General features: G+C 39.3%; 15 protein-coding genes. 6 read left to right on the top strand and 9 right to left on the bottom strand.

Features of this window, described 5'->3' with window-relative positions:
• Nucleotides 1-5 precede the first annotated feature (5 nt).
• Nucleotides 6-1,388, top strand: coding sequence for a Na+/H+ antiporter NhaC family protein (locus BM378_RS10560; RefSeq protein WP_074989175.1), 1,383 nt, complete (start codon nucleotides 6-8; stop codon nucleotides 1,386-1,388).
• A gap of 53 nt (nucleotides 1,389-1,441) precedes the next feature.
• On the opposite strand, the gene BM378_RS10555 is transcribed toward BM378_RS10560, so the two are convergent.
• A complete protein-coding gene (locus BM378_RS10555) occupies nucleotides 1,442-4,321 on the bottom strand; it encodes an insulinase family protein (protein WP_074989153.1) in 2,880 nt (959 codons plus the stop codon).
• A 168-nt stretch (nucleotides 4,322-4,489) separates the two neighbouring features.
• Here BM378_RS10555 and BM378_RS10550 point away from each other — a divergent pair, with 168 nt between their 5' ends.
• Entirely contained in the window at nucleotides 4,490-4,903 is a 414-nt protein-coding gene (locus BM378_RS10550) for an MAPEG family protein (RefSeq protein ID WP_074989152.1), read from the top strand.
• Nucleotides 4,904-4,950: 47 nt separating this feature from the next.
• On the opposite strand, the gene BM378_RS10545 is transcribed toward BM378_RS10550, so the two are convergent.
• Complete coding sequence (locus tag BM378_RS10545) at nucleotides 4,951-5,691, bottom strand: peptidylprolyl isomerase (protein ID WP_036972704.1); 741 nt, start codon at nucleotides 5,689-5,691, stop codon at nucleotides 4,951-4,953.
• A 248-nt stretch (nucleotides 5,692-5,939) separates the two neighbouring features.
• Here BM378_RS10545 and BM378_RS10540 point away from each other — a divergent pair, with 248 nt between their 5' ends.
• Nucleotides 5,940-6,137: a hypothetical protein gene (locus tag BM378_RS10540; RefSeq protein ID WP_036972706.1), complete on the top strand. Its 198-nt coding sequence runs from the start codon at nucleotides 5,940-5,942 to the stop codon at nucleotides 6,135-6,137.
• Nucleotides 6,138-6,212: 75 nt separating this feature from the next.
• A complete protein-coding gene (ushA, locus tag BM378_RS10535) occupies nucleotides 6,213-7,820 on the top strand; it encodes a bifunctional UDP-sugar hydrolase/5'-nucleotidase UshA (protein ID WP_074989151.1) in 1,608 nt (535 codons plus the stop codon).
• Nucleotides 7,821-7,897: 77 nt separating this feature from the next.
• Here the strand turns inward: ushA and BM378_RS10530 are convergent, their stop codons facing one another.
• Together BM378_RS10530 and BM378_RS10525 are read right to left on the bottom strand one after the other, a co-directional pair.
• A complete protein-coding gene (locus BM378_RS10530) occupies nucleotides 7,898-8,845 on the bottom strand; it encodes a hypothetical protein (RefSeq protein WP_074989150.1) in 948 nt (315 codons plus the stop codon).
• Entirely contained in the window at nucleotides 8,832-9,737 is a 906-nt protein-coding gene (locus BM378_RS10525) for a type 2 periplasmic-binding domain-containing protein (RefSeq protein ID WP_036972989.1), read from the bottom strand. The genes BM378_RS10530 and BM378_RS10525 overlap by 14 nt, the downstream gene beginning before the upstream one ends.
• Before the next feature lie 217 nt (nucleotides 9,738-9,954).
• On the opposite strand from BM378_RS10525, the gene BM378_RS10520 reads away from it, so the two are divergent.
• Complete coding sequence (locus tag BM378_RS10520; RefSeq protein ID WP_065979157.1) at nucleotides 9,955-10,818, top strand: S1/P1 nuclease; 864 nt, start codon at nucleotides 9,955-9,957, stop codon at nucleotides 10,816-10,818.
• Nucleotides 10,819-10,852: 34 nt separating this feature from the next.
• A complete protein-coding gene (locus BM378_RS10515; RefSeq protein WP_074989149.1) occupies nucleotides 10,853-14,014 on the top strand; it encodes a TonB-dependent receptor in 3,162 nt (1,053 codons plus the stop codon).
• Nucleotides 14,015-14,405: 391 nt separating this feature from the next.
• On the opposite strand, the gene BM378_RS10510 is transcribed toward BM378_RS10515, so the two are convergent.
• From BM378_RS10510 to BM378_RS10490, 5 genes are all read right to left on the bottom strand, one after another.
• Complete coding sequence (locus BM378_RS10510) at nucleotides 14,406-15,416, bottom strand: ABC transporter ATP-binding protein (protein WP_036972724.1); 1,011 nt, start codon at nucleotides 15,414-15,416, stop codon at nucleotides 14,406-14,408.
• A gap of 11 nt (nucleotides 15,417-15,427) precedes the next feature.
• The gene (locus tag BM378_RS10505) at nucleotides 15,428-16,927 is read right to left on the bottom strand and encodes an ABC transporter permease (protein WP_074989148.1); all 1,500 of its coding nucleotides are present in this window, start codon (nucleotides 16,925-16,927) and stop codon (nucleotides 15,428-15,430) included.
• Nucleotides 16,927-17,967: an extracellular solute-binding protein gene (locus tag BM378_RS10500; protein WP_074989147.1), complete on the bottom strand. Its 1,041-nt coding sequence runs from the start codon at nucleotides 17,965-17,967 to the stop codon at nucleotides 16,927-16,929. Before BM378_RS10500 ends, BM378_RS10505 begins: the two co-directional genes overlap by 1 nt.
• Nucleotides 17,967-18,779, bottom strand: coding sequence for a hypothetical protein (locus BM378_RS10495; RefSeq protein ID WP_036972731.1), 813 nt, complete (start codon nucleotides 18,777-18,779; stop codon nucleotides 17,967-17,969). Before BM378_RS10495 ends, BM378_RS10500 begins: the two co-directional genes overlap by 1 nt.
• A gap of 96 nt (nucleotides 18,780-18,875) precedes the next feature.
• Nucleotides 18,876-19,331: a MarR family winged helix-turn-helix transcriptional regulator gene (locus tag BM378_RS10490; RefSeq protein ID WP_074989146.1), complete on the bottom strand. Its 456-nt coding sequence runs from the start codon at nucleotides 19,329-19,331 to the stop codon at nucleotides 18,876-18,878.
• Nucleotides 19,332-19,432: the final 101 nt, after the last annotated feature.

The raw sequence follows: 19,432 nt of genomic DNA, 5'->3' as shown, positions 1-19,432 counted from the left end.
TTATAATGCAAGAACCTTCTGCGTTAAGTTTACTACCGCCAATATTGGTGGTGGTTTTGGCCGTATTTTTACGCCGCCCTATTTTATCTTTACTTATTGGTGCCCTCTTTGGTTTAGCCATGTTGGGACCTACCGCTATATTAGCAAACTTTGCTGATATTTCTCTTAAGGTGATGCAAGATGAAACTATCGCTTGGCTTATTTTAGTCTGTGGTGGCTTTGGTGCATTAATCGCTTTGTTAGTCAGGACCGGAGGGGCAACTGCCTTTGCCGAGTTAGCACTTAAGTTTGCAAGAGGGCAACGCTCTTCTTTACTTATGACGTTTGCTTTGGGTGTAATTATATTTATTGATGATTACCTAAATGCGCTGACTGTTGGCGAGACAATGAAACGCATCACTGATAAATTTAAAATCAGCCGTGAAATGCTCGCGTATGTCGTTGACTCGACAGCAGCCCCTATCTGCGTACTTGTGCCATTATCAACATGGGCCGTGTTTTTTGGTGGGCTTCTAGTCGACAACAATGTGGCCGCTGAAGGTCAAGGCATTGCCGTGTATATCCAAGCAATTCCGTATATGTTTTACGCTTGGTTTGCCGTTATTGTCGTATTGCTCGTTAGCTTAAATGTGATCCCTGCATTTGGGCCAATGAAAAAAGCACAACGTCGTGCCATGCACAACGAAATAGCCGTGTCGAACAACCAATATAACGACGTTCATACTGCGGATGAATACGCAGTAAAGGCAGCTGAAGAAAACTTCGAAACAGCGGCTACTAACGGCAAATTGTATAATTTCTTGGTCCCTATCATCTTGCTAGTTGCTTTTACCGTGTACTTTGATATCGATGTATTCAAAGGGTTACTGGCAACGTTTGCTGTGGTACTACCGTTTTATATGTTGCAAAAACTTATGTCATTAGGTGAGCTTATTGAGCGAATGCTTGATGGTTTTAAAAGCATGATCCCAGCTATCGGCACAGTCGTGGCGGCATTTATATTTAAAGATGTTTGTGACCAGCTTATGCTTCCACAGTATGTGATAAATACTTTAAGCCCCTATATGACAGCACAATATCTACCTGCGGTGGTCTTTTTAGCAATGGCTGTACTTGCCTTTGCCACGGGATCTAGCTGGGGAATATTTGCAGTGACAATCCCTATAGTTATGCCATTAGCATACGCAATTGACGCCAATATTCCATTGGTGATTGGGGCATTACTGTCGGCTTCGTCATTTGGCAGCCAAGCATGTTTTTACTCTGACTCCACTGTACTAGCAGCACAAGGCTCGGGTTGCGATTTAGTCAGCCATGCTGTCACACAATTACCGTATACCCTTATAGCAGCAACGGCAGCCTTTATCGGGTTCTTACTCGTTGCCTAAAATTACAAAGCCCAAGCAAATGCTTGGGCTTTTATAATGACACACCAGATAACTTACTTTTGGAATTTAATTCCTTTGTAATAGGTTTCTAGATTAGTCACTTTAGTTTGATTTTCGAAGTCGGCGAATGGTTTGTCTGCAAACTTACTACCACGCATTTGCACGCTTAAACGCGGCGCCTTATCATTTAACATGGTTTGCTTGTAATAGTCTTTCAAGTCAGCCAACGTCACTTTTTCAACTTCAGCAATTAACTGCACTTTCGAATCAAAGTTAAAGTTTTCACGGTACCAATCGTTAATAAGTGGCGACATTTCATCACTGAGATTCTTTGGTTGCTCTTTTAGCGACACGAGGGTGGCATTTTTAAGCTGAGCAAATGTCTCTTCTGTCATGCTATCAAGCTCTACCGCGTATTGTTTTTTAAACTCATCAAAACGCGTTTGCATCTCTTTTGGCCCTTTAACAGGTGTTTGAATGTACAAACCAAGCGCAGAGTAATCTTCAATAGGTCGAGCCAATGCACCCACCGCATAAGCTAATTGCTCTTCGGTGCGCAGTTTATCAAAAGCAACAGTTCTGAAGTGGTTTTGTAACACTTGTGCTTGTGCTTTTTGTTTATAACCCGGCGTTGGATGAACCACCATATCGATGATCGCAACATCAGCTACATCAATGTCTTTTTGTAATACTATGCGCTCACCTTCTTGTGGTAACCACGCTTTGCTGCGCGCAAACTCCGTCGTTTTATGACCCTTTGGTAAAATGGCTATCAGTTTATTTGCAATTGACTCAACATCTTTTTGATTATAATTACCGAATGAGAATACACGTAAGTCATTAGCTGCTAGGGTTGATTGTTTAATACTTTCAAAGTCAGCCAAAGTGAGTTCATCTGCTGCGGCAATTAATGTCTCAGTATCAAACTTACCACTGCGAATTAATTTAGAATACTCACCAAAAGCTTGATAAAACGGAAATTGCTTTTGCTGGTTTAATAAATCGCGCTTAAAGCGGTCAATCGCTTGTGCAAACCCTTCTTGAGACACGTCTAATTGCAGATTTTCTAACGCTTGTGCGAGTAAAACGTCTTGCTTATCGGTAAAGCCACTGAGTGATAAAATCAATCCATTACTTGGCTGTAAGCCAAGACTCATCCCCGCAACAGCAGCTTCAGTACTTAGTTTACTTTGTTGTAAATTATAGACATCAGCCCAAATTGAGTAGAGAACCTGTGATTTTGCGTCAACTAATGCATCGGGTGTATTGATATAAACTTCGACTAAGCCTTTAGGTTGCTCAGCAAATTGCTGACTTGCTTGACGCCATACTTTTACGCCTTGCTTATCAAACACGAGTTTAGGATGATCTTGCTGCTTAAATTCACCCGTTTTAATAGCAAAACTTTCGGGTAATAAGCGATTGACGGTTGGTAAGGCAAGTGCAAATTCACTTGGTTGACTCCAACGTTTAATTTCATCTTCACTAATATCTTCAATACGGTATTTACCATCATAGAAGTGTAACTGTGAGTCTGTTTCTTCTTGCTTAGATATATACCAAATACGCAAAGTATCTTCATTGAGTTGAGACAGCACATTCTGCACGGCTTCAGCATCAAATTGAGCGTAGTAATAAGGTGCATTAATTGCATTATTAACAGGGAACTTTTGCATGCTATCAGTTAGATTACTTACATAACCAAACTCATCGCCTTTTTCTAAAAACTGAAATTCATTGTTTAAAGAAGTGCGGATCTCATTAAAGTATTTACTATCAACACCCTGCTCTTTTATCAATGCAATGTATTGCATGATGGTAGCGACAATTTCCTCGCGGTTTTGCATGCCTGCATCTGTCAGCTCAACGTTCACAGTTAGACTGCCATAGTTACCATATTGTGTCGGAGCAGCAGACGCTGTTAATTGAGAAACCCAACCTTTATCTCGTAGAATCTGAGCGGGGCTACCTTGCATTTCATTACTCAGCAGGTAAGAAACAAAACGGTTTGGCTTAACGGCAAACTGATTACTGTTATCAGCAATCGTAAACTCTAACTGAAGTTGCTTAACATCTTCATTTGGCGAGTAATAAACGCGTTTGCCACCGGCTTGGTCAAAGTCTAACTTAGCTGTGACAGTGGGTTTCTCTATATTTTTGTTTTCAATGTCTGCAAAATATTGCTTAGCTTTAGCTTCCATTTCAGCAAGCGGACGATTAGAAATCATTGCAACTTTCATGATGTTAGATGAGTAGTACTTATTATAAAACTCAACTGTTTGCTGATGTAAGTTACTGCCTTCTTTATCCCCTAAAGTTTCAAGGTTTCCGATTAAGAAACGATTAGCTGGGTGTGAACCCATCATTTTACGCGCTAACTTAAATTGCCCAAAAAAATCCATTTCGCGGCGCATTGACCATTCCGCATTTACTGCATTTTTTTCTTTATCGGTGTATTCAGGATATAGCTTGGGTGATTTAAAGAAATCTGCAAAACGATCTAATGCTTCATCGTATGCATCATTATTCACTTTAAACATGTAGTTGGTAATATCTAACCACGTATAAGCATTATGTGCCCCACCGTTTTTAGTCATAAAGTCACTGTACCCTTTAGTATCCGGGTAACGATCGGTTCCTAAAAATAGCATGTGCTCTAAATAATGTGCCATCCCCTGTTGTGACATAGGGTCATGCAAAAGACCAACACCCACACTTAAGGCTGCCGCTGATTTTTCAACACTGGGATCTGAAATTAAAATAACATCTATTTCGTTGTCTAATTTAAGTGTTTTGTATTCACGGCTATCGTTTGGGCTAACAACCAACGAGTCTGGGATCAGGCTGGTATTAACACTCGGTGGTGTAGAAGTAGAAGAACAGCCTGCTAATACTGCAAATGCAATCGCACTAAGCCCTATTATTTTTGTCATTTTATTGTATCCATTAGATATTACATTAATTATTATTTATCATGAGTTTTCATAGGTCGCAATTCAATGCTTTTTAGCGTAACAACCCTAAAAGTTTGTAACACATTGTGAAAAAAGCAGGACTAACGACTTAAACTTTACAACTATAACTATAACAAAGGATGAACTATGGAAAAGTGGCTAATTGTAGCAATGTTCACACAGGTCTTACTTACGTTCATTATTATGTTCATAATGGGTAAACGCCGTTTTCGTGCTGCAAAGCAAAAAACAATTGAAATGAAAGATTTTCTTACCATGGAGCTCGAAAAAGCCGGCTCAGATGTGCGTGTCGCAGATCGAAATTTTATTAATCAATTCGAAATGCCTGTGTTGTTCTTTACTGCCTGTTTAACAGCCTTACAGTTAAATGCGGTAGGTTATATGTTTGTGGCATTAGCGTGGGTTTATGTTTTGCTGCGTGTTTTGCACAGTTATATTCATTTAACATCAAATACGTTAAAAGTGCGTTATTACAGTTTTGTTATTAGCAGTTTAGTTATGCTATCTATGTGGGTGGTCATTTTAACTCGCGTTTTTTAGCGTCCATACTCGGTAAGGCGAATTAAACGCCTTACCGAAATAAGTGTTTATTTTTTAAAGCGACTCACGCCAGCAAAGGCAAGAAGAGATAGTAGCCATGCCATGCTCCCTGAACTTCCGCCACTGGTCCCATCCCCAGAATCAACATTGTCAATTAAGGTGTTTTCTTTGGGTTGCAGCGATGCAGATGAGTTAGGGTCGTCATTTACGATAATAACACTGTTAATCGTCACTAAGTCCTCAGCATTAAAACCCGATGTCGTATCTGGACACTGATCTTTATTAAGGCCTACAACGGGAATTTCACCACAATGGACCAAAGACGTAATTGCATCAATTGCCTGTTGGCTATCTGCTGTAATTTCACCGAACACAGTAAAACCACCATTTTGTACGTCTAAATTCGCGCTGTTATCTTTTAAGTTAAAAAACCATTGGCTTGTTGCACTATTCGCATTGCCGCCTTGTTTGGCCATCGCTATTGTGCCTTTCACATTTGATAACTCAGGTTCGTTTTTTATTGCAGGCTTCGTTTCAATCTCTTTAAAATCAGTATCATAACTAAAGCCACCGCCTTGCAAAACAAAGTTATCTACAGAGCGATGAATAACACTGCCATCATACGCGCCATCGCCAACGTAGCTTAAGAAGTTTTCAACTGTTACCGGTGTTTGTTGATCATATAAGTTGATAGTAATAGTGCCGTGATCGGTTTGCATTTCTACAACCGTTGCATTTGCTTGGAAACACGCAGCAAATAACAATGAAGATACCAAGTGCTTTTTCATTATTAATCATTCCTGATAATTTTTATTATAAAACTGCCAAGAGACTAAACAAAAAACAGCTGTCGTAAAATAGCAGACCAAACAGTTACACAAAACACATCAAATCAATCACAACTTAGTTACACTTATTTACATCGCGTATTCATTTTAGTTATATAAAAATTGCTTTTAAAAGCAAAATCGTCTTATCAAATACACTGAGTTTGTTAGTATCTACACGACAACAATGAACACATAGGAACACCACTATGGCTAATGAAGAAACCGCAATCTGCGATTTTGGCTTACACCAAGGTGAGCCATACAATAAGCTCCCAGCAAGCTTCCTTAACTGGATGGTTGGTAATAACCACCAAAAATCCCATTATGCTGAACAAGAGTTACAACGTAGACAATTAGCGGCGACGGGACAATTAAATACACAAATGAGCAATAAAAACGTATAAAAGTCATTTAATTTAAACCTCAGTCGTTTAAACTAAGCGCATAATTAACCTCATGCTTTTATCAGGCAACATATTATGCGCTTTTTTATTTTATCTTCACTACTTGTCACACTCACTGCATGTAGTAGCTCTTCAAATCATACTGATAGTGTTCAATACCTTACACTTCTCCACACGAACGATAACCATGGCCGTTTTTGGCACAATGAACAAGGTGAATACGGTATGGCTGCTCGTAAGACCCTTATTGATCGATTAAAAGCAGAAGCAGTCAACAATGGACACGCCGTATTATTATTGTCTGGTGGCGATATTAATACTGGTATTCCTGAATCTGACTTACAGCACGCTGAACCAGATTTTAAAGGAATGTCTGCAATTGGTTATGATGCAATGGCAATTGGAAACCATGAGTTTGATAACCCATTAGCTGTTTTAGATAAACAGCAACAGTGGTCAAACTTTCCATTCTTATCTGCCAATATTTTTGATAAAGAAACCGGAAAAACGGCCTATCAGGCTTACGAAGTATTCGAAAAAAATGGCCTTAAAATAGCCGTCATTGGTTTAACAACCACGGATACGGCAAAGATTGGTAATCCGCAATACATTGGCGGCCTAGATTTTCAAGATCCGGTCACTGTGACAACCCGCTTAGCCCCTAAAATAGAGGCGCAATATAATCCCGATATTACAATTGCTGTTACGCATATGGGCCATTATGTCGATGCAAACTATGGTATTAATGCACCCGGCGACGTGACAATGGCGCGCAATTTACCGAAGGGTATGATTGATATTATCGTAGGCGGCCACTCTCAAGAGCCTGTGTGTATGTCAGAAGAGAATGTCGCAGATGTTAATTTTGCACCAGGAAAGGCTTGTAAACCAGACCAACAAAATGGGACATGGATTATGCAAGCCCATGAATGGGGTAAATATGTTGGTAAAGCCGAGTTTAAACTAGAAGGTGACGAATTGACTCTCCTTAACTATTCACTTATTCCTGTTAACTTATATGTTGAAAATAAAGAGGGTAAAAAACAGCTAGCAGGTGATTATATAGAGCCCGATAAGTCACTCAAAAACATGCTTGCTGTATACCAAGAAAAAGGCGCAGCCCAAATTGCAGGGAAAATAGGTGAAGTTGATAGCAAGCTAGAAGGAGATCGTAATAAAGTGCGTTATCAACAAGTAAACCTAGCTCGCGTGATTATTGCAGCACAAATGCAATCTGTCGGAGCTGACTTTGGCATAATTAGTGGCGGTGGTATCCGAGATAGTATTCACGCAGGTGATGTAAGCTACAAAGATATTTTAAAAGTACACCCGTTTAAAAATAGAATTACGTACATTGATATAACAGGTAAAGACCTGTTTGATTACCTTGACGTTGTGACATCATTCCCGCCCGACTCAGGTGCGTATTTACAATATCATAAGCTTAGTTTTAAACGCGAAAACAATCAGCTATCCGATGTTAAAATTAATGGTGCGCCAATTGAAATGACTAAAACCTACCGTATGAGTATCAATAGCTACAATGCCTCAGGCGGTGATGGTTATCCAACGCTTACCAAAAAAGCCGGATTCGTTAGTACTGATGATACCGATGCACAGGCATTGAAACGTTACTTCGAACAGAACAGTCCTCTAAAAGCGGCTGATTACGCGCCTAATTAGGGGCAAAGTAAATAAAGCAAGGGAAGTCAGTAACATGCACTTCCCTTTTTTATTTCTTATAAGCTACTTTGTGGTTGTTATTTTCCAATGACTTCAATGTCATCTAGCGTAATGCCCTTTAAACCATAATGGTGTAGACGAGAGCGAGACCCTTCCCCATGTGCTTTAGGTGGATAATAGGTGTCTTTAATTTCTGGGAGTTCCTGCCAAACCTCATCAAGGGCCGCGCGTATTTCACTTAATGTTTTTTCTAAACTATTCGTGAAATTTGGTCGTTTGCGTATGGTGTGACCAAGTTCTACTAACCGGTAAAAATACTTATTAGCCAGTGCTAACAACTCTTCGGGAACATCTTTATTTTGATTAAGTATGACGTCTGGGTTTTCAACACAAAACTCAACTAGGGCCAAATAAAAACACAGCGGCTTATTCGCTAAAGCAACGGTTTTTTCTTTGTCGCAATTTGCTGACAATGTTTTACTTTTAAGGTCAACAATCAGTTTTGGTTGCAATTGAGTATGTTTTTCAACATCAGGGGTATGTTTCGCAATTTTTATCTTAGTGCGCTCACTCAAAAAGAGTAAATAGGTAAACAATCCTGCAAATCCAAAAACTAAAATCAATACAACAATGTCATTTTTTTCAAATATTGAGGAGTCTACGACAAAACTAACACTGAGAGATTTTTGTGGTGTATGCAATTGTTTCACAATCAAATCTGCACGCGCAGGGTATTCTGAAATTCCCTCAATAGAGTAAACAAACACATCAGAGGCAGATAACTGGCTATTTAACTGTTCAATATAATTAAGCACCATGTCTTTACTACCCGAATGTTTAAGAAAGTCATCGGGTAAATTTAAGTAGTTCAGGTCAAGTGCAATCCGATTTTCTATTTTAACGATTGTTAACGCATTATTCGCACGGTTATCACTATATTTTGCAGAAATATAACTCGCAAACATCATAATACTTGCGACACAGAAAACCACTGCATAAGCAAACTTTACTCTAGTTGGCAGCATTGTTTTCCCCTGTACTGCGTTTTATTTGCTTTTCAGCATCACATTCCCAAAATGATTCTACATGATTAAAGTAGTGTGAATTCTGGCTGCGCGCTAATTCTGTTAAGCGTAATTGCACAGCGCAAAGTAGATCAGTATTTTCATTTTCCATTTTTAAGTACCAGCGACTACCACTAATATTATCGCTAATCGGGGTAATATAATTTGCGGAAAACTTTGCTTGATCCGAATCTTGCCAATATGAAGAAATCAAATCGACCTGACCACTGGCAAGTAATTCTCTCAGTTCAGAATGAGAGCTGGCATAAACAATGTTTAAATTCTCAAGGTTAATATCTAACTTTTTGAATAATTGCTTCGGTAGTATATGACCAGAACGACTTGTCGGATAATCTAACAGGCCAATACGTTTATCAAGAAAGTAACTTTTTTCTACACGTGGTTTTTCAGTACTTGAAATTAAATAAGCGGTGTAATTTGGAAACCCCACTACAGCTTGGTAGTTATAGGTCGATTCTGCCATAAACGCATTTATAAGATTCTCTTTAGCGAGAATAAGGTCAGCAATTCCTTTACCTAAAAACTCGATTGTGTCTGAGGTTTTATAGCCCCAGTAAGAAGTAACCGTTCCATATTGCTTACTAATAGTGTCATCACTACACAGTACTTTCGCAACGTCCTCAGCAAGCACTTTACCTGATGAATAAACAACAAGTTCATTAAGATTAACATCTGACTTTGTTGCACATTGATACGAAGTTTCTATGAAAGCGTCAATATCAGAAATCGGTGCTTTACTCTGCATCGTTCCGATGCAAAAAAACAAAATAAGAGACAGAAACAAAAATGTAACAATCGATGATTTTTTTATTAGTATTGTTTTCAAATTCAATTTTAATAGCCAACAACGCACTGTTGTCTCTATTTGAACAATTATTCTTACTCATTGCAATAGGTAACTTTACTTAAACATTGTAACCTATTGATTTTATGAATTTATGAACAAGAAATTATGAATCTTATTGAGTCCTTTCTATTTCAGCTGAAATTCAGGAGAATTGACATTATGGAATCGTGCTTAATAACGCATTTATTCGGACACTGACTCAATGTTACAAAAAACAAAAACAATGTTGCTCATATCAACTGGCATTTTATCTATGTCAATGAGCTCACCTTCTCACGCATGGGGGCAAAACGGCCACCGTATTGTAGGTGAAGTAGCTGCAAACCATATTACCGACACCACTCGCCAGGCTTTAACTCCCCTATTAGACGGTGAATCATTACCTCAAATTGCTACCTGGGCCGACGAAATGCGCTCAGCACCTGAGACATTTTGGCAAAAGAAATCATCACGCTGGCATTACATAAACTTTGATGAAGGCGATGCAAAGCCAAAGTACGATAAGCACGCACACCATAATAAAGACTCTGTTACAGATATTTTAGAGGGCATTGAATACTCAATTACAGTATTAAAAAATGACAATGCATCTATTGCTGAAAAGCAGTTCGCTTTGCGCTTTTTAGTTCATTTAGTCGGCGATAGTCACCAACCTTTTCATGCAGGTAGAGGCGAAGACCGCGGCGGAAATAATATTTCTGTCACATTCTTCGGTCAGAATACCAATTTACATAGCTTATGGGACACAAAGTTAATTGAAAACGAAAACTTGTCCTATAGTGAATTTGCGCAATTTATAGACACAAAAAATGAAGAACTTATAGCAGATTACCTCTCAAGCTCTCCAAGCGATTGGTTAATAGAATCTCATAATATTGCAAAATCTATCTATAAAGAAAATGAAACAAACATAAGTTATAGTTACATCTATAAAAATGTACCAGTTATAAAAACTCGCCTACAACAAGGTGGGATCAGATTAGCCGGTTTATTAAATTCGTTGTTTGATAAATCAGCAAAACCGTTAGTAAAGGCACTAAAGATGCCAACTGACAGCAAACTATAAATGAAACATAACCTTTAACACGGGAAATAACATAATGAAAATCCAACTCCGCAAAACAGCCCTGTCACTTGCTATTGCAGCATGTGTTGGTGTAAGTGGTGCAGCGTTAGCAAATGACACATCGTCATCAATTAAAGGACAAATATCAGGCCCTAGCGGTAATCCAGCTGCTAATACTAAACTTGTGATTATTCATGAGCCAACGGGTACAAAAAGAGTTGTATCAACTAATGAGTCTGGTACATTTAACGCGACAGGTTTACGTGTTGGGGGTCCTTACAAAATAACTATTGACTCTGATGTTTATCAAGATGTAGAGCTTGATAATATATACTTATCTTTAGGCGAAACTCGACGTTTAGATCAAGCTTTATCAACAACAAATATGGAATCAATTGTTGTAACTGGTTCACCTGTATTTTTTAATTCTTCAGCGAATGATTCATATTATGGCTCTGAAACGATTAAAAACACACCTAGTATTGGTCGTGATATAAAAGATATTGTTCGTAACAATCCTCTAGTGGTTGTTCAACCTGGTAGTTCAAGCTCAATGTCAATTGCGGGTTCTAATCCACGTACTAACTCTATAACGGTAGATGGTATCCCATTAAATGATGACTTTGGCCTTAATGGTAATGGTTATCCTACTCAACGTAACCCATTCCCTTTAGATGCATTAGACCAAGTATCAGTTTCTGTCGCACCAGTAAACGCAAAATCAAGCGGTTTTACGGGTGGTAATGTTGACGCCGTATTTAAATCGGGTACAAATGAAGTTCATGGCAGCGTTTTTTACGAGAAACTAAGCAGTGACTGGGCAGGTACACCAAAAGACAATGGTCAAGATATTGAACTTGATTTTGAAGAGAAGAATTACGGTGCGTCATTTGGTGCTCCATTAATTAAGGATACATTATTCTTCTTTGGTGCCTATGAGAAGTTTGAATCACCTCAACAGTTAGAATTTGGTCCTGGCGCTTCATCTATCGGTTCAAATAAAACTACAGCTACCTTAGCTGATTTAGAAGCAGTTCAAAAAATTGCCAATGATGTGTATGGAGTTGATTTTATTGGTACAACTGATGTTCAACCTCAACTAGAAGATGAAAAATACATCGCAAAAGTTGATTGGAATATCAATGATTATCATCGTGCTAATTTTATTTACATGCACAATGAAGGTAATAACACTAACAATATGACAAGTAGTAGTCGTGAATTACGACTAAGTACACATTGGTATAATAAAGCCGAAGAACTTGATAACTACAGTACGACTCTATATTCAGATTGGTCAGACGACTTTTCAACACAGTTTAGTTTAACTAAGAAGTCAGTTGAAACATCTCAAGCTTCATTAAATGAAGATTTAGGTTTAGGTGATATTACTATAAGAAACCTAGATGTAGATGGTGACGGAAAAACAGGAAGCATTGCATTTGGCTCTGATGAATATCGTCATTCTAACTCTTTAAGTAACGATTTATTTACTGTTAAATTTGACGGTACTTATCTGTACGAAGAACATAGTATCGATTTTGGTTTAAAATATGATGTACTTGATATTGAGAATCAGTTCTTACCAGCATCAAAAGGGGTTATAACTTTTGATAGCATAGAAGATTTCGAGAATAGAGTTGTTTCGCGTTATAAGTATCTTAACGGCACTGGCAATGATCCAAGTAAAGTAACTGCTAAGTTCTCAAGAAAAGATATCGCTTTATACATTAATGATACATGGGACTATAGTGATAACCTGAAATTATCTGCTGGTTTACGTTATGAGAGACTAGGCTCTGATGATAAGCCTATCTACAATGCAAAACTTGAAGACACAACAGGTTATGATAATACAACAAACTTAGATGGCTTGGATATTTTCTTACCTCGAGCAGGTTTTACTTATTACCTAAATGACGATGTTACATTACGAGGAAGTGTAGGTCGTTATTCTGGTGGTAACCCAAATGTGTGGATTTCTAACTCATACTCAAATGATGGTATCAGTAAGCAGATATATGAAAACAAAGATTTTACTGCACCAAATACCATCTTGAACAATCCTACACAAGATGCCATTGATGCAGTCAACGTTGGAACAGATGGTTCTGTTGCAAATCTGATTGATCCAGATTTTGAAATGCCATCTCAATGGACTTACATGCTAAATGCAGATGTTGAGCTTGATATCCCATATTTAGGTGATGGCTTTGCTTGGACGTCAACAGCAATATACACGAAGAAGGAAAATTCTCCAGAGTGGATAAACGCTTCATTACTACAAGAAGGTGATGTTGTTGGTAGCACAAGTGATGGCGCGCTCCCTTTTTATGATACCTCAGAGCTTAACATTATGCTTACAAATGCAGATAAAGAAGGTCGCTCTATAATTTTAAGCACGGGTATTTCAAAAACTTGGGATAATGGCTTCAGCTTCGATGCATCTTATACGCACCAAGATATTACTGATGGTAATCCAGGAGCTTCTTCTACAGCAGCAAGTAACTATCGATTTGGTCATTTTGGCGATCACCAACAAACTCAAATTGGTACATCACCATATGAAACAGAACATAGATTTGTTTTAAACCTGGGTTATACAGCAGAGTTTATCGCAAACTACAAAACTAACTTTAATCTATTCTTTGAAAGACGCTCTGGAAGTGCCTATAGCCAAATTGTAGACTTAGTTTCACTACCAGGTGGTGGAAACTTTAATCAAGACTTGATACAGCCTTCTGGATTTGATGCTTACGGTGGTAACTACCCTGTTTACGTACCAACAGCTAATGATCCTAATGTAATGTATTCAGATGGTGTAACTGAAGCTCAAGTGCTTGAATACTTTGAACAGCTAGGTTTATCTGGTTCAGCTGGAAGTGTTGTAAACAAAAACAATGCTAAATCACCTTGGGTTACAACAATGGATTTATATGTTTCTCAAGAAGTGCCTGGCTTTACAAAAGATCACCGCGGTGAAGTTTATTTCGTAATTGATAATTTATTAAACCTGATTGATTCGTCAAAAGGTAAAGTTTACACGCAAACAAATAACACGAGTGAAGTGATTCAAATGGACATTGACCCTACTACAGGTAAATACATTTTCGGTTCACCTGTTGAAGATGGTTATTCATTCGAAGCAGAAGATTCAACTTATAGAATCAAGTTAGGCGTTCGTTACACATTCTAATAACAAGTTAGTCTGTTATAAAACAAAGCCCGCCCCTACTGGCGGGCTTTTTACGTTTTAAACGTTATTCTTGTTAGTTGCTAATTTATAAATTTGAGAGCGTAAAAGAAAGTTAGAGCAATTAGCTTATACCATTGCGCTTAATTAAATGAGCTATTCTGAGGCAACAAGCCTCGATGATAACAAGGCAAAAGTTTCGTTATTTAGGTGTTCTCGGCAATTGCTCCTGCATTGCACTGCCTCCTGCATCCATGCAGTCGTAAATCACAAATCTTTACCTAAGTAGCAACCGGTTTAACCCATCAAAATGATTAAGTATGGGTGCGAATGAGTATTAAATAGAATAGAAAAGAGAAGTTGCAGGCCTTAAAGACCTGCATAAATGATTTATTTAAACTGCATAGACTGCAAGGGGATGAGTGGTGTTGATTGACACATGAACTTCATCATCTGGGCGGACAATCACTTCGTGGCTTACGCGACTCGTCACAACCGTATCACATGCAAGTTTCACTGCACACAAACGGCTGCCACCTTCATAGCGCACCCATGTCACCTTGCCATTGGTTGAACTGGCATTTTGAATAAGATGAACATCATCAGGGCGCAAAAGTACATCAACATCGGCTGAATCGTGATCTATTTTAATAATAGGTGCATTCCCTAGGTCAGTTGTTGCGATATCACCTAACGACTTTCCAGAAATAAAACTTGCCTCACCAAGAAAACGAGCAACAAAACGATTACTAGGTAAACTAAAACAACGTTCTGGTGTGTCGAGTTGTTGAATAACCCCTTCTTTCAATACACCAACTCTATCACCAATAGATAATGCTTCTTCTTGATCATGCGTAACCCAAATAGCGGGAACACCCGCTTTTTTCAATGCATTGCGAATATCCCATCGCAACGTATCTTTTAATGCCGCGTCAAGGTTTGATAAGGGTTCATCCAATAAAACAAAATCAGGTTCATGCGCAAGTGTACGTGCCAGTGCAACACGTTGCTTCTGACCACCTGATAACGTGGCCGGTTTCTTGTTGCGAAACTTTTCAAGACCCAATAATGCAATCCAATGATCTCCTTTAGCTGAATCTGTCAGTCTAAAACAAATATTTTCTTGCACTGTTAAATGCGGAAATAACGCAAAGTCTTGAAACACCATACCCACTTTACGCTTTTCAGGCGGAACTTTTTGTTTTGGCGTTGCACGCCACGAACCTAAGTTAATTTCACCCTCGCTGATAGGGATAAGCCCTGCGAGTGCTTGTAATATTGTACTTTTACCACAGCCAGTTGGTCCAACTAGCATGAGGATCTCACTTTTGCCTAGTGACAAGTTAAGATCACTTACCACTCGATTGCTACCATAATCGATAGACAGCTTACTAACTGATAGCATTAAACTGATCCTTAATGTTCTAATTGACTGCGTTTTTCACCGGACAGCATTATAGCTAAACCACATGCTGATATCACGACAAGAAGCAAACCTGGAATCGCTGCGCGACCAAAATAGCCCGCTTCATAAACACGCCATAAATACGTAGATAAGGTTTCAAACCCTGTTGGGCCAAGTAACAAAGTAGCCTCAAGCTCACGCATCGATTCTAAGAAAACAAGCGCAGCCCCGGCAATAATACCACGTAAGGTTAAAGGCAACGTAATGCGTAAAAATGCTTCACGAGGACTTGCTCCTAACACCCTTGCAGACTTAACCAAGCTTGAATCTAAGTGCTCAGTACTGGTGCGTACAGAACCAACTGCTAGCGGTAAAAAACGTAATACATACGCAATGACTAATAAAGCAAGAGTTTGATACAACATTGGTAATTGCAATCCACCATACACCAGCGCAGTTCCCATTACGATACCCGGTATACCAAAACCAAAATAAGTCACGCGCTCCATAATACGTCCCGCTTTACCGGTCAGTGCGGCATGTGCTACGGGCACAGCAACTATTACAGCAACAATGGCAGCTAGGCCCGAGGCGTACGCTGAGTTCCATGCAATACTAAAGTCAAAATTAGCAAAGCCATCACGCGCTAACCACACGCAAAAAATACCGAGCGGTAAGCAAATCGCCAAAATCAAAATGGGTGCAAAAGTTAATAGCATCATGCACTTTTGACCATTCGTTGGAAATAACATTAATGGCCGACCATGACGCTCTGAGGCCGTTTTTATTTGCGACTCCATAAACAATAAAAAGCCGACAATTACCATTAGTTGCAGTGATAACATTGCCGCGCGACTTAAACCAAACGCGTTATATTCGACATAAATCACACGGGTAAACGTATCAAGTCGCATCATAGCTGGCGTACCAAAGTCCGACAACGTATACAGAGCCACCAGTAAAGAGCCGGCCGCAATCCCATTAACTACTCGCGGTAATATGACTCTAAACACACTCATTGTCATCGACATACCCAAGGTGCGTGCAGCGTTAACCATGCTTGCATCAAGACTGAGCAATGATGAACGTGTAGTCAGCATTACAAATGGAAAGGTATACAGCGTCATCACAATCGCTGCACCTGTTAATCCATACATAGGTGGGGTTTCAAACCCTAATAGCTGGTTTATCTCACCACCTGGACCAAACGCTGCGTAGAGCGTAAATGCACCGATGTAGCTTGGTATTGCAAGCGGCGCTGCAAACAACACCAGCCAAAGCTTCTTAAAAGGAAGCTGCACATAGGCACTAATAAATGCCAGAGGAACCCCAATTAAAATTGAACCTATAACGGTTAACACCATGAGGGATAAGGTGTTACCAAGAATTTTTAAATTATGACTATCAAAAATAGCTGTTGCATCACTGGCTAAGGTGATCAGAATATAAACAGGCGCTAACGCCAAAAGCGCTGCAAGCAGCGCCATAGGATATGAAGCAGGTATGCGCATTATAGAACACCGCTACTTCGCATAAGGTCAAGTGTTGGCCTTAAATCTGCCAATTGTGTTAAATCAACTTTGGGTGGTGATATTGCTGATAAAGCAGGTAAGCCAGAAGGCTGTTCAATCCCTTGAATAAGCGGAATTTCATAGGCCTCGCGAGCAAGGTAGCTTTGTACTTCTGCACTTAATAAATAGCGCATAAAGTTCATTGCATTCGGGTTATCAGTTAATGAAAGTACACCCGAGGCATTAACTAAGCAACCCGCGTCTTGATTTGTGAAGGCAAGATCGAGATTTGCATCAGGTTTGCCCGACTTTAATCTAAGTGTGTAATAGTGATTAGCAAAACCAATATCAACCTCACCACGCTCAACAGCCATCACCACACCTAATTCACCGGCATACGTTTTAGAACGTTTCTGGACTTTTTTAAGCCACTTAGCGGTTTTATCATCGCCTTCAAGAATGCGCATTGCAGTTACAAATGACTGGAATGATGCATAGGCGGGTGCCCAGCCAATTGATAAATCGCTATCGGCTATCGCCATAATGCTATCTGGAATTTGCTCTTTGGTGAGGCGCTTCGTGTTATAGGGTAAGGTACGGATACGCCCTGTCACGGGTGCCCAACCTGGGTAGCGAAATTGCGGCTGTAATTGCGATTCTAAATCGCCTGGTAACGGTTTGGCGAGTCCTGCATCAGTAATTAAACCAATTGCACCTGAGTCCACAGCCCAAAATAAATCAGCCCGTTTCACGCCTGCTTTTGCTTCAGCAACAATCATATTTCCAAGCGCTGCTGTCGGCCCGCGACGAATCGATAGGTTAAGTTTTGGGTTTTTCTTTTCGATTGATTTCAATACGTTTTCGTATAAACCACCTTCACCACGGCCTAGGTATAAGGTCAGATCGCCCTCTAGGGCTGGTAGGTCATTCACTGAAATTGGGCTTACTGGGCTTGCGGCAAAAGCACGAGAAAGAGGTAATGGCATGCTGCCCACTACCCCTAACGCAGCCAGCCCTTGAATAAAGATTCTGCGTTTCACTAAAATACATCCTTACGTGACTTTTCAGCTTCTTCTAATAGCACTTTAGCGCGATCAAGTTTTTCTTGCATATCAATAACCACATTTCTAACTTGGTCAACGTCTTTTTTGTCTGAAATGGCTTTTGGAAGTGTGACGTTAAAATCTTTTTCAAGTACTTCCACAAGTTTTGCGTCTTTTTCAATTAGAGTACCTTCTACGCCTTCAAATAAGTGAAGGTAAGTATCGTGTACAATTTGAGTCGCTTCGTCGCTTAAACGCTCAGCATATTTTGCCACAACGCGGTCTAACTTATGTTTAATTTCATCAATAGTGGCGCTTTGCGTCATGTTTTCAGAGGCCGTCGCTTTTACCGCTTTCAATAAGCCTTTTTGTTGAAAATCAGCGGCTAATTTAACAGCCCCTAGCCCCTGCCATAGAGCCGCATCTAGTGCCTGCTGGTGTTGACGTACTTCGCTTGCAGGTTTTTTATCATCGATGGCCATTTTAATACCATAAATGCTTTGCCAAATAGATGCATAAACTGGAACGTAATTAGTTTCGATGGCACTGTGAAACTTTACTGATTCCCAATACTCAATTAAATCATCGCTTTTAACAGCCTTAGCGCCATTTTTTTCATACTCTGTCACTAAAGCATCCACTTTTGCTATCATCCACTCAACATCATCAGAATAATCTTTTAAGTTTGCTTTAAGGTGATTAACGTGCTCGCCAATTGGGCCATTTGCCAATACTGGTTGCGTAATAAATGCTGATGCTAATACAAGGCTAAGGCCAAAAGTCTTCATTGTGTTTAACGCTAATTTCATAGGGAGAGCATCCAAATTTCTAATTGTAAATGATATCGATTATCATATCCGTATCGATTCACTAAATCAATATGTAGCAGCACTAAGATTACAGAATTAAACATTTTTATTGAGGCTATTGTAAACTTTATTCAGCGTTGAGATAAAGTTTTCATATTCATGTTCATCTATGTCTTTTAGCATCTCTGCTTGCCAATCTAATGCCACCGGACTAATTTTTTCGACCATATCGCTGCCATCACGTGTTAATGACAGTAAGGTTGCTCTTTTATCGAGTGGATCAGATTGGGCGCTTATAATGTCTCTTTCTAATAAGCGTTTAACCGCTCTTGATACCGTAGACTTATCCATGTGTGCCAAATCACATAACGATTTTGCACTTAGCTGACCGTATTGGGCTAGATTGGCAATAATGCGCCATTGTGGCACAGTTAAGTCAAATTGGCTTTGATATAGCTCACTAAATTGTTCACTCATTTGCGTTGCAATATTGTTGAGTGTGTAGGGCAGAAAACTGTTTAAATCAAATGTCGCTTTCATCTCTTTTGTCATGGCTTTTTTACTGTCAAAAAATATTTACAGAGTTAAATTCTATCCTATTTGAATTTACTCTCACATGAGAGTATCTTACCTAAAACCTTTCAGGAGTCTAG

It is taken from the genome of Pseudoalteromonas lipolytica, assembly GCF_900116435.1.
GTDB lineage: Bacteria > Pseudomonadota > Gammaproteobacteria > Enterobacterales > Alteromonadaceae > Pseudoalteromonas > Pseudoalteromonas lipolytica.
The sequence above is the reverse complement of the archived record's forward strand: the minus strand, read 5'-3'. Positions and strand labels throughout refer to the sequence as shown.

Excerpts from the sequence above, each read along its gene's own strand:
- ushA (WP_074989151.1), top strand. The coding sequence starts at position 6,213 with ATGCGCTTTTTTATTTTATCTTCACTACTTGTCACACTCACTGCATGT.
- BM378_RS10555 (WP_074989153.1), bottom strand. The coding sequence starts at position 4,321 with ATGACAAAAATAATAGGGCTTAGTGCGATTGCATTTGCAGTATTAGCA.
- BM378_RS10510 (WP_036972724.1), bottom strand. The coding sequence starts at position 15,416 with ATGCTATCAGTTAGTAAGCTGTCTATCGATTATGGTAGCAATCGAGTG.
- BM378_RS10530 (WP_074989150.1), bottom strand. The coding sequence starts at position 8,845 with ATGCTGCCAACTAGAGTAAAGTTTGCTTATGCAGTGGTTTTCTGTGTC.
- BM378_RS10505 (WP_074989148.1), bottom strand. The coding sequence starts at position 16,927 with ATGCGCATACCTGCTTCATATCCTATGGCGCTGCTTGCAGCGCTTTTG.
- BM378_RS10515 (WP_074989149.1), top strand. The coding sequence starts at position 10,853 with ATGAAAATCCAACTCCGCAAAACAGCCCTGTCACTTGCTATTGCAGCA.
- BM378_RS10545 (WP_036972704.1), bottom strand. The coding sequence starts at position 5,691 with ATGAAAAAGCACTTGGTATCTTCATTGTTATTTGCTGCGTGTTTCCAA.
- BM378_RS10495 (WP_036972731.1), bottom strand. The coding sequence starts at position 18,779 with ATGAAATTAGCGTTAAACACAATGAAGACTTTTGGCCTTAGCCTTGTA.
- BM378_RS10560 (WP_074989175.1), top strand. The coding sequence starts at position 6 with ATGCAAGAACCTTCTGCGTTAAGTTTACTACCGCCAATATTGGTGGTG.
- BM378_RS10550 (WP_074989152.1), top strand. The coding sequence starts at position 4,490 with ATGGAAAAGTGGCTAATTGTAGCAATGTTCACACAGGTCTTACTTACG.
- BM378_RS10540 (WP_036972706.1), top strand. The coding sequence starts at position 5,940 with ATGGCTAATGAAGAAACCGCAATCTGCGATTTTGGCTTACACCAAGGT.
- BM378_RS10520 (WP_065979157.1), top strand. The coding sequence starts at position 9,955 with ATGTTACAAAAAACAAAAACAATGTTGCTCATATCAACTGGCATTTTA.
- BM378_RS10490 (WP_074989146.1), bottom strand. The coding sequence starts at position 19,331 with ATGACAAAAGAGATGAAAGCGACATTTGATTTAAACAGTTTTCTGCCC.